Genomic DNA, 6615 nt, shown 5'->3' on the forward strand with positions numbered 1-6615 from the left:
ACAGGCCTACCTGCTGCAGAGCACCTTCGACGGCACGCGCTGCACCAGCAGCGTGCTGAACGCCACCGACCCCGACGCGATCCGCGTGGAAGCGGGCGCGCTGCGGCGCAACCCGATGCCCGACAAGATGTGCGTGCCGCTGGGCCAGGCCCGGGCGATCACCCCATGGCCGAGCGCCGGCCGTGGCGATGCCACGCTCAGCCCCGGCGCCGACGCCAGCGAGCTGAAAGGACTGATCACGCCATGAACCGCTGCCTCGTCTGCCTCGTCGTGGCTGCAGCCACGACCGCCCACGCCCAGAGCCTGACCCCGGCGCAGGTCTATGCCAAGGTCTCGCCGAGCGTCTGGCGTGTCTCGACCTATGACCTCGACGGCCTGCCGCTCAGCCAGGGCAGCGGCGTCGTCACCGCCGCCGAGGCGGTGGTCACCAACTGCCATGTGCTCAAGGGTGCCCGCCAGGTCGCGGTGCGGCGCGAGAAGCAGAAACTCCCGGCGACGCTGATGCTGTGGGACGTGCAGCGCGATGTCTGCCAGTTGCGGGTGCCAGGGCTGGCCGCACCGGCCGTGGCCCTGGCCGACACCGCCCGTTTTGCGGTCGGGCAGCCGGTCTACGCCATCGGCAACCCGAAGGGGCTGGAGCTGACGATGAGCGACGGCCTGCTGTCGGCACTGCGCAAGGACGACGCGGGGAGGCTCATCCTGCTGCAGACTTCGGCGGCCATCTCGGGGGGCTCCAGCGGTGGCGGACTCTTCGATGAACGCGGTGCGCTGATGGGGCTGACCACGCTCGCCTCGGTCAAGGCCGACACGCAGAACCTGAACTTCGCCATCCCGATCGACTGGATCCGCGAGCTGCCCGCCCGCCACACCAAGCTCAATGCCGGCACAGCCGGCCAGGCAGCCGCTGTGCCCTGACCTGCCCTGCGGGCACAGGTGTTCAGCCCAGCAGCCGCTTCAGCAGTGCGGCCGTCGAGCCATCCAGCCCGGTCATCTCACCCGTGGCGAACCGCGGCAGCAGCTGGCTGCACAGCGCCTTGCCCAGCTCCACGCCCCACTGGTCGAAGCTGTTGATGCGCCACAGCGCGCCGCTGGTGAAGACACGGTGCTCGTACAGCGCGATCAGCGCGCCCACGGCGGCGGGCGTCAGGCGGTCGATCACCAGCGTCGTGCTCGGGCGGTTGCCGGGGAAGGTGCGGTGGCGGGCCACGGTCAGCGCGTCGAGCGACTTCGACGCCGTCGGTGCGGTTTCACCGATGGCCTCGTCGGTGGCCTTGCCGAGCATCAGCGCCTGGCTCTGCGCCAGGCAGTTGGCGAGCAGCTTGTGGTGCTGGTCGGCCAGGCCGGCGCGCACGCTGTCGGGCAGACCGGTGCCGCCCGCCGCGTCGTAGCACGGCGTCTTCACGGCGATGAACTCGACCGGGATCACGTCCGTGCCCTGGTGCAGCATCTGGAAGTAGGCGTGCTGGCCATTGGTGCCGGCCTCGCCCCAGACGACCGGCGAGGTGCCGAAGGGCAGCGGCTGGCCGTCCAGGTCGACGCACTTGCCGTTGGACTCCATCTCCAGCTGCTGCAGGTAGGCCGGCAGCCGGCGCAGGCCCTGGTGGTAGGGCGCGACCGAACGGCTGGTGTAGCCGTGGAAGTTGCGGTACCAGACGTCGAGCAGGCCGAGCTGGATCGGCAGATTGGCTTCCAGCGGCGCCTCGGCGAAATGGCGGTCCATCGCGTGCGCGCCGGCCAGCAGCGCGCGGAAGTTCTCCGCGCCGATCGCCAGTGCGATGGGCAGGCCGATCGCGCTCCACAGCGAGTAGCGCCCGCCCACCCAGTCCCAGAAACCGAAGGTGGTCGTGATGCCGAACTTCGCCGCCGCCGCCACGTTGGTGGTGGTCGCGGCAAAGTGCCTGGCAATCGCCGCTTCGCCACCCTCGCCGTAGCCGGCCAGGAACCAGGCGCGGGCGACTTCGGCGTTGGCCATCGTCTCCTGCGTCGTGAAGGTCTTGGAGGCGACGATGACCAGCGTCTCGCGCGGGTCCAGACCACGCAGCACCGGCACGATGTCGTGCCCGTCCACGTTGGAGACGAAGTGCAGCTGCAGCCCGCGGTGCGCGAAGGCGTCGAGCGCCGGCACGACCATCTGCGGCCCGAGGTCCGAACCACCGATGCCGATGTTGACGACGTGGCGGATGCCGCTGGTCGCCGTGTCGCGCACCTGTTCGACGTAGGCCAGCAGCCGGTCGAGCACCTCGTGCACGTCGTCGCTGAACGGCGCCGCGCCGCGCGGGGCGCGCAGCGCGGTGTGCAGCACGGCGCGGCCTTCGGTGTGGTTGATCGGCTCGCCGGCCAGCATCGCGTCGCGCCGCGCCTCGATCTGGCACTCGCGGGCCAGCGCCAGCAGCAGGCCGCGCGTCTCGGCGTCCCAATGGTTCTTCGACAGGTCGGCAAACACCTCCGGCGCGCTCAGCGAGAACGCCCCGGCGCGCGTGGCGTCGTTGGCGAAGGCGGGGCGCAGGTCGAAGCTGCGGCCGCTCTGGGCGAACTGCGCGGTCAGCGCAGTCCAAGCGGCGGTCTGGTCGCAACGCGGGGCTTGCATGGGCGGTCTCCTCGGTCGAACGGAACAGTGACAGGGGGCGGGGTTACAGCGACAGGATCATCTGGTCGAGCTTGCCGGCATCGACCGCGAAGCCGCGGATGCCTTCGGCAAGCTTCTCGGTGGCCATGGCGTCCTCGTTGAGGGCGTAGCGGAACGAGGCTTCGTTGTACGACACCGCATGGACCGGCGCGTCCTGGGCCGCCACCGGGTCCAGCGCACGCACGAACGGCCCATCGCTCGCCTGCAGCTGCGCGAGCAGGTCGGGGCTGATCGTCAGCAGGTCGCAACCCGCCAGCGCCGTGATCTGGCCGACGTTGCGGAAGCTGGCACCCATCACCTCGGTCGGGATGCCGAACTTCTTGTAGTAGGTGTAGATCTGGGCCACCGACTGCACGCCCGGGTCGTTGGCGCCGGCCATCGCGGCCTCGTCCCACTTCGCGCCGGCCGACTTCTTGTACCAGTCGTAGATCCGGCCGACGAAGGGCGAGATGAGCTGCACGCCCGCCTCGCCACAGGCGATCGCCTGGCAGAACGAGAACAGCAGCGTCAGGTTGCAGTGGATGCCTTCGCGCTCCAGGATGCGCGCGGCCTGGATGCCTTCCCAGGTCGAGGCGATCTTGATCAGCACACGGTCGCGGCCGATGCCGGCGGCTTCGTACAGCCCGATCAGGCGGTGCGCACGCGCCACGTTGGCAGCGGTATCGAAGCTCAGGCGGGCATCGACTTCGGTCGAGACACGGCCCGGTACCACCTTCAGGATCTCCCGCCCGAAGCGCACCAGCACCTGATCCACCACTTCGTCCAGCGGCAGCCCGCGGTGAGCGGCAACCGTCTCGGCCAGCAGCGGCGCGTAGTCGGGCTGCTGCACGGCCTTGAGGATGAGCGAAGGATTGGTGGTCGCATCCTGCGGCGCAAACTGGGCAAGCTGCTTGAAATTGCCCGTGTCGGCGACGACGGTGGTGAATTGCTTGAGTTGATCGAGCTGGTGCATGGCGTTGGGTCGTTTCGAGTGGGATCGAGCCGGTTCGCGGCGATCCGCAATTAGAACCCGAGTCGGCCGCTTGCCGTGGACAAGCCGGTTACGACAGCGTTCAGCACCGGACGATTGACCTTGCCAAGAAACTGGTGCATCATCTTTTGTGAAACTGGGTTACACGTACTGTGGCGCACAGTGCAAAATCCAGACTTGCCTGAACCAACCTCCTTCTCTTTTCGAGGCCCTGCATGTCCTTCGATCTCGTCTTCTTCGGTGGCACCGGCGACCTGACGTGGCGCAAACTGATGCCCGCGCTGTTCCAGGCATTCCGCCATGGCAAGCTGCCGGCCGGGGGACGCATCCTCGCCGTGGCCCGCGATGAACGCAGCGACGACGCGTACCGCGCCTTCATCAAGGAGCGTTTCAGCGAAGTCGAAAGCTCCAAGCGGCCGACCGACGACGAGTTCGACCGCTTCGCCGAATTGCTGCACTACCGGCGCATGGACCTGTCGCACCCGGAGGACTACACCGGCCTGAAGCAGTGGATCGACGAACGTGGTGCCGACACCGCCGTCCTCTATCTGGCGACCAGCCCGCACCTGTTTCCGGTGATCTGCGAGCAACTCGGTGCGGCCGGGCTGAATGCACCGCACATCCGCGTCGTGCTGGAAAAGCCGCTCGGCCACGACCTGAAGAGCGCGCAGGAGATCAACCGCGTCGTGCGCTCGGTGTTCCGCGAGGAACAGGCCTTCCGCATCGACCACTACCTCGGCAAGCCGTCGGTGCAGAACCTGATGGCGCTGCGCTTCGGCAACGCGCTGTTCGAGCCGCTGTGGCGCCGCGAGAGCATCGCCAACATCCAGATCACGCTGGCCGAGTCGCTCGGCGTGGGCACGCGCGGTGACTTCTATGACCGCACGGGCGCCTTGCGCGACATGGTCCAGAACCACGCGCTGCAACTGCTGACGATGATCGCGATGGAGCCGCCCTCGACCAGCGACGCGGACGCGATCCGCGACGAGAAGCTCAAGGTGCTGAAGTCGCTCAAGCCCTTCACGCCGGAGTCGGTGGCGCGTGACGTGATCCGCGGCCAGTACCGCGCTGGCAATGTCGGCGGGCAGGCGGTGCCGGGCTACCAGCAGGAAGTCAAGGTGCCCGAGGGCAGCCACTGCGAGACCTTCGTCGCGCTGCGCACCGAGGTGCAGAACTGGCGCTGGGCGGGCGTGCCCTTCTACCTGCGCACCGGCAAGCGGCTGGCGGCGCGCGACTCGCAGATCGTCGTGAACTTCCGGCAGGTGCCGCACCCGATCTTCCCCGGCTCGCAGCGGGCCAACAAGCTGGTGATCAAGCTGCAGCCGGAAGACGGGCTGGAGCTGCACCTGCTGGCGGCCAAGGGCAGCGGCACGAGCGACTCGCTCGCACCGGTGTCGCTGGACCTGGACTTCGACAAGGCCTTCGCCGCCGAGCGGGTGGGCGCCTACGAGCGCCTGCTGCTGGACGCGATCGCCGGCCGGCTGAACCTGTTCGTGCGCAGCGACGAGCAGGAGCAGGCGTGGCGCTGGGTGGAGCCGGTGCTCGACGCCTGGTCGCGCGAAAGCAGCGGCGGCGGCGAAGGCCCGCGCGGCTACGCGGCTGGCAGCTGGGGACCGGCAGCCGCCAGCGCCCTGGTGGCCCGGGATGGATTCGCCTGGAGCGAGGAACAGTGAAGTGAACACCTCGTCATCGTCCCTGCCCCCGATGCTGGACCGCATCCGCGCTTCGCTGCCGGCCCTGTCGCCGGCCGAACAGCGTGTGGGCAAACTCGTGCTGGCGGATGCGCGCAGCTTCGCCAGTCTGCCGGTGGCCGAACTGGCCGAGCGCTCGCACGTCAGCAAGCCGACGGTGGTGCGCTTCTGCCGCAGCATCGGCTATGACGGGCTGGCCGATTTCAAGCTCAAGCTCGCCGGCACGGTCAACGAGGGCGTGCCCTTCGTGCACCGCTCGGTGGACGAGGACGACAAGCCGGCCGATCTGGTGGTCAAGGTGATCGACAACGCGGTCAGTGCCCTGCTGAAGTACCGCAATGACGCCACCGCGCACGCCTTCGACCGGGCGATCGAGGCGCTGACCCTCGCTGCCAGCGAGAAGCGCCGCATCGAGTTCTACGGTGTCGGCAACTCCGGCATCGTGGCGCACGATGCGGAGCACAAGTTCTTCCGCCTGGGTGTGCACGCGGTCGCCTACAACGACGCGCATGTGCAGGTGATGGCCGCGACGATGGTCGGGCCGGGTGATTGCGTGGTGGTGATCTCGAACTCGGGCCGCAGCCGTGACCTGCTCGACGCGCTGGAGATCGCGCGCCGCAAGGGGGCCACCACGATCGTCATCACCGCCAGTGGCTCGCCGCTGGCCCACCAGGCGCAGATCCTGCTGAGCGTGGACCACCCGGAGGACTACGACCGCTACAGCCCGATGGTCAGCCGGCTGCTGCACCTGACGGTGATCGACATCCTGACGACAGGCGTGGCGCTCAAGCTCGGCCCGGAACTGCGCCCGATGCTGCAGGAGATCAAGAAGAACCTGCGCGCCAAGCGTTACGCGGCGCCCTGATCTCCACCGGGTTGCCGACCCGACGAGACAAGATCGGCCACGCCATAGACACGGGCCAGTTCACCCAGCCGCCGCGGCAGCCCGCTGATGCTCAACGAGCGACCACCGGCCGCCGCCTGGCGGTGCATCTCGACGAGCACCGCCAGCGCGCTCGAATCGAACTGCTGCAGGGGGCTCGCATCGACATCGACGATGGCGCCCGCCGGCTGACCTGCGAGTTCCGAGGCCAGCGTCCGAGCTGCGGCGCGGGCCTCGCGGACCGTGATGCGGACAGGCAATTGCATGGCAGACACGGCAGCTCCAGGGCTCAGCTCTTGGCCGCAGCGGCCTTGTTCTTCTCGGTGAGCTTGGTGATCAGACCGTCGATGCCCGACGCCGAGATCTCCTGCGCGAAGCTGGCCCGGTAGGTCTCGACCAGCCAGACACCCAGCACGTTCACGTCGTAGATCTTCCAGCTGTCGCC

Annotated in this window: 8 protein-coding genes; 4 read left to right on the forward strand and 4 right to left on the reverse strand. The window is 68.5% G+C overall.

Annotation, left to right across the window (positions count from 1 at the left end; translation table 11 throughout):
- On the forward strand, positions 1-247 hold a 247-nt coding region (locus AB3X43_RS13860; RefSeq protein WP_369430448.1), incomplete at its 5' end, for a hypothetical protein.
- Positions 244-915 (forward strand): S1C family serine protease, encoded by a 672-nt coding sequence (locus AB3X43_RS13865; protein ID WP_369430449.1) that lies wholly within the window; start codon positions 244-246, stop codon positions 913-915. The genes AB3X43_RS13860 and AB3X43_RS13865, both read left to right, overlap by 4 nt.
- 22 nt (positions 916-937) lie before the next feature.
- On the opposite strand, the gene pgi is transcribed toward AB3X43_RS13865, so the two are convergent.
- Together pgi and tal are read right to left on the reverse strand one after the other, a co-directional pair.
- Entirely contained in the window at positions 938-2587 is a 1650-nt protein-coding gene (pgi, locus tag AB3X43_RS13870) for a glucose-6-phosphate isomerase (RefSeq protein ID WP_369430450.1), read from the reverse strand.
- Between the two features lie 43 nt (positions 2588-2630).
- A complete protein-coding gene (tal, locus tag AB3X43_RS13875; protein ID WP_369430451.1) occupies positions 2631-3578 on the reverse strand; it encodes a transaldolase in 948 nt (315 codons plus the stop codon).
- Between the two features lie 233 nt (positions 3579-3811).
- Between tal and zwf the strand changes: the two genes are divergently transcribed.
- Positions 3812-5269 (forward strand): glucose-6-phosphate dehydrogenase, encoded by a 1458-nt coding sequence (zwf, locus tag AB3X43_RS13880; RefSeq protein ID WP_369430452.1) that lies wholly within the window; start codon positions 3812-3814, stop codon positions 5267-5269.
- Positions 5270-5300: 31 nt separating this feature from the next.
- The gene (locus AB3X43_RS13885) at positions 5301-6152 is read left to right on the forward strand and encodes a MurR/RpiR family transcriptional regulator (protein WP_369430454.1); all 852 of its coding nucleotides are present in this window, start codon (positions 5301-5303) and stop codon (positions 6150-6152) included.
- Here the strand turns inward: AB3X43_RS13885 and AB3X43_RS13890 are convergent.
- Positions 6137-6436, reverse strand: a complete 300-nt coding sequence (locus tag AB3X43_RS13890; protein ID WP_369430453.1) for an STAS domain-containing protein — start codon at positions 6434-6436, stop codon at positions 6137-6139. The genes AB3X43_RS13885 and AB3X43_RS13890 overlap by 16 nt on opposite strands.
- Before the next feature lie 23 nt (positions 6437-6459).
- A partial coding sequence (locus AB3X43_RS13895) for an ABC transporter substrate-binding protein (RefSeq protein WP_369430455.1) occupies positions 6460-6615 on the reverse strand: 156 nt, incomplete at its 5' end.

It is taken from the genome of Sphaerotilus sp., from assembly GCF_041083715.1.
Lineage (GTDB): Bacteria > Pseudomonadota > Gammaproteobacteria > Burkholderiales > Burkholderiaceae_C > Sphaerotilus.

Excerpts from the sequence above, each read along its gene's own strand:
- AB3X43_RS13865 (WP_369430449.1), top strand. The coding sequence starts at position 244 with ATGAACCGCTGCCTCGTCTGCCTCGTCGTGGCTGCAGCCACGACCGCC.
- pgi (WP_369430450.1), bottom strand. The coding sequence starts at position 2,587 with ATGCAAGCCCCGCGTTGCGACCAGACCGCCGCTTGGACTGCGCTGACC.
- tal (WP_369430451.1), bottom strand. The coding sequence starts at position 3,578 with ATGCACCAGCTCGATCAACTCAAGCAATTCACCACCGTCGTCGCCGAC.
- zwf (WP_369430452.1), top strand. The coding sequence starts at position 3,812 with ATGTCCTTCGATCTCGTCTTCTTCGGTGGCACCGGCGACCTGACGTGG.
- AB3X43_RS13885 (WP_369430454.1), top strand. The coding sequence starts at position 5,301 with ATGCTGGACCGCATCCGCGCTTCGCTGCCGGCCCTGTCGCCGGCCGAA.
- AB3X43_RS13890 (WP_369430453.1), bottom strand. The coding sequence starts at position 6,436 with ATGCAATTGCCTGTCCGCATCACGGTCCGCGAGGCCCGCGCCGCAGCT.